Genomic DNA, 3,565 nt, shown 5'->3' with positions numbered 1-3,565 from the left:
TTGCAATCATGATTTTAGATCATTCCCTAAGGGGAGAGTCAAGAAATTTTCAATTACCAGCCTTAAAATTGTAAATTGGTCGAATCACTGCGTTAATCTCTACAGTCGGTTCGATATTATCAACAATATCATTCATGTTCTTATAACACATCGGAGCCTCATCAATCGTTGCAGTGCATACAGAAGTCGTATAGATACCTTCCATCTGCTTCGAAAACTCCTCCAGTTCAAATTTTTCCTTCGCTGCCTTTCTGCTGTAAAGACGTCCGGCACCGTGAGGTGCTGAATAATTCCATTCCGGATTTCCCTTTCCGGTGCATACCAGGCTTCCGTCACGCATGTTAATCGGAATCAGTAACCGCTCACCCTTCTTAGCCGAAACAGCTCCTTTACGAAGGATCATGCTGTCCGTATCAATATAATTATGAATGGTCTCAAATCGTTCAGTTTCATACAAATGCAGACCATTGAGAATCGTGTCCATGATCACCTTGCGATTCAAGCATGAATACCACTGAACAATCTTCATATCATGGATATAGTCCTCAAAAAGCTGTCCGGAAACATAAGCAAGATAGGATGGAACATTGATTTCATTCTTCTGAATCCTGAAATCTGCCAATGCCGTCTCAATTTCTCTCTCCCGCCCCTGTGCCTTTAGTTCTGCAATTACATCCTGAGATGTACGCACGCCTGCCATCTGCATCTGCTCATACCCTGCCGCCTGATAAAACTTTGCAACGGCTTGTCCCAGATAACGGCTTCCCGTATGAACAACAAGATATTTATTTCCATTCTCGTCGATATCCGCCTCAATAAAATGATTTCCGCCTCCAAGACTTCCCAGACTTAACTGTGCCCGGTCGAGACGTACCGCCGAAACACATCGAAGGTCCTGCAAATCGATTTCATCATTGACCGGATGCGGAACCGTCCGCATGGCCCGCCCTGCCGGAATGCTCTGATAAATCAACTGATCCAATTGTTCTAACGGAATTTCCTGATGTCCAATACAAACAGTCAACATTCCACATCCGATATCTCCACCAACAAGATTTGGGACAATTTTGTCACCGATCGTCATGGTAGTCCCGATCGTGCAGCCTGTTCCTGCATGAATATCCGGCATAAGGCGGATTTGAGAACCCTCGGTAAATTCCTGATCACAAATCATCTGAACCTGATCCAGAGCCTCCTGATTAACAACATCTGTATATATAATTGCATTTGTATATTTTCCATAAATATATTTCATGATATATCTCTTCCTTTCCTATATTCAAATCTTATCATCTAAAACGAAATATATCACGGATAAAAAGTTGCGTTTCTTATTTTTCTGTCAATGTTGTCTGCTGTTTCAGTAAACGTTCCCTTATTTTAACGATAAAGTCTTCCGGTTCAATCACTTTGATCTTTGGTCCAAAAGACAAAATTCTAATCAACATTTCCGTTTCATCTGATGCATCATATACAAGCTTTAACCGATAAAGCTGTGAATCCAACTTTTTTGTTTCTTTTTCCAGATGGGAAAAATGAAGGAGTATCCTCTCCAGACCATTTCTTTCATCTGTCACTTCTAAAGTCAAACTTCTCTTTTGGATTCCTGCCGATAGCAACTTTGGATTTGACTTATCCCGACAACTCTCCATATCTCTGTCATCCATGATTTCGTTACATGCAATAATTCTGGATATATTCAGCACTCTGTCTGTCTCAGGTCTGTCAAGATCCAGGCTTATCCTCACTCTGAATTTGTCATCCTTTTGAGAATACTCTATCGATTTCGGATGGCATATATAGTGAGCCTTTTTTCCTCTTGCGGTTTCATATGAAATATCTATCCACTGACCACTATGAATGGCTTCTAAAACACTTCTGAAATTTTCTACATATATCGGTTCCGTGTATGGATCTCCATTCCTATTCTGATCATAATAAACCACCATCTCCGGACTAAAAAGAGGTTCTAAATCCTTAAGCCCATCATCGTCCGGCTGAAACAATTTGATTCTCGGATCCAAAAGAATTGATTTCAGCCATCGTTTCTGAAGCATGGTAAGATGTATTTTCGGTTCACTCATAAGCGGTGTTTCATAATCCTCCGTGAGCAAATGCCAGTTTCCACCGACCAGCTTATCCGGAATGTTCAGGATACTTTCATCAAAAGCCTTCTCCTGTATGATCTTACGGATTTTCCCATCCTCCAATGTTCCGTTTACAGCTTCAGAAAGGACTGCGGCTATTACATTGTAATAACTGCCATATATCTCATGAAACAACATCTCCGATTTCTCCTTTCTCATCTGTCCTCCCGGATTTTCCCGTATCTGTTTCGCTTACCTTTCCACAGTCTACGCCATAAAGCGCATACATTTCTTCCATATCATTCCATAAACGTGTCTCGACTTCCGGGTTACTGCAGGAAAAGCTTATGATTCTTCCTGTAAATGTACGGACCCACGGCAGCATTTCAAACGCATCACACACATCTGCTGAAAATTTCCACGTATCCTCATCAATCTGCTCAACTGTACCACACCGTTTTTCACCTTCAAGACGCTGTACCACATAGCCTGCATATGGTTCTATGCGAAGCGTAAACTCAACATGTTCCCTTTTCCCTTCACCAAGTGAAACTCCCCATAAGTGAGAAGCCATATCCTGCATCTGATCATATAGAACATTCCAGTTTTGTTTCTCACTACCTATAGAGACATACAGGATTCGATCCAGGCGATAGAACCTGAACTGCTTTACATTCACATTCCAGGCAAGAAGATGCTGTCTTCCATACTGTGTACTGATATAAATTCTGAATGGAATGACCGGAATGCTTTTCTTAGCCTTCAACATCGTCAGTTTTAGTTCCGCATGCCGCGTGATTGCATCCAGAAGCGTATACAAAATTTCACTGTCCAAAGCCTTCATAAGATGATGATGTTTAAACCGGAAGAATTCCGAAGTATTCTCATATTTATCAAGAAGATAAGAACCAATCACACCAAGAGGAGCTGTTTCCGAATAAAAGCTGATCGCATCTCTCCAGGAATCCAGATCAATATCATCACGCACCTTCCGGTAAATGCTTTCTCTCCCTCGCTTTTTCTTTTCGACGAGTCCCAACTGTTCATATTCCTTTAATTTCTTCCGGATCGTAGACTCATCCAGGATGTCGACATCAAAATCACAAAGATAAGCCTCTTCAAGCTGAACAATAATCTCATTCATCGTCAAGCTTTCTTCTTCAGAAAGCAGATCCATCAGATAAAAATGAAGCATGACATCATTATCCGTAAAACTCTTCGTTTTAAACGCCTTATATAGAGGATTGTGTGGTATAGTCCTGCTATCCACAGAAAGATACGTCCTTTTCCCTTCCTCGTCCTGGCCAAAATGCATATATTCTCCCAGCCAGCTTTCAACACGACGACGTTCGTTGTCGTAACTTCGGACACTTTTTGCATCAATATCCAGCCTGTGACGAAACCCATAGACATAAAATTCCCGCATATAGCCCCTGATTTTTGCAAATGATTTAATTAGTTCGTTATATGCCAATAAT

At 41.2% G+C, this 3,565-nt stretch carries 3 protein-coding genes; all 3 read right to left on the bottom strand.

What is annotated here, in order from left to right:
• Positions 1-49 precede the first annotated feature (49 nt).
• Positions 50-1,255 (bottom strand): RtcB family protein, encoded by a 1,206-nt coding sequence (locus tag QZZ35_RS10060; protein ID WP_291237280.1) that lies wholly within the window; start codon positions 1,253-1,255, stop codon positions 50-52.
• A 76-nt stretch (positions 1,256-1,331) separates the two neighbouring features.
• Positions 1,332-2,306 (bottom strand): WYL domain-containing protein, encoded by a 975-nt coding sequence (locus QZZ35_RS10055; protein ID WP_291237279.1) that lies wholly within the window; start codon positions 2,304-2,306, stop codon positions 1,332-1,334.
• Positions 2,272-3,565, bottom strand: a 1,294-nt coding sequence (locus tag QZZ35_RS10050; protein WP_291237278.1) for a WYL domain-containing protein, incomplete at its 5' end; no start/stop codon positions are given. The genes QZZ35_RS10055 and QZZ35_RS10050, both read right to left, overlap by 35 nt.

This window comes from Frisingicoccus sp., from assembly GCA_016298055.1.
Lineage (GTDB): Bacteria > Bacillota > Clostridia > Lachnospirales > Lachnospiraceae > Frisingicoccus.
Note: the sequence above shows the minus strand (reverse complement) of the source record. Positions and strands in the feature narration are given on the sequence as shown.

What these genes read in the sequence shown, in the direction of transcription:
- QZZ35_RS10060 (WP_291237280.1), bottom strand. Translation starts at nt 1,255, where the DNA reads ATGAAATATATTTATGGAAAATATACAAATGCAATTATATATACAGAT.
- QZZ35_RS10055 (WP_291237279.1), bottom strand. Translation starts at nt 2,306, where the DNA reads ATGAGAAAGGAGAAATCGGAGATGTTGTTTCATGAGATATATGGCAGT.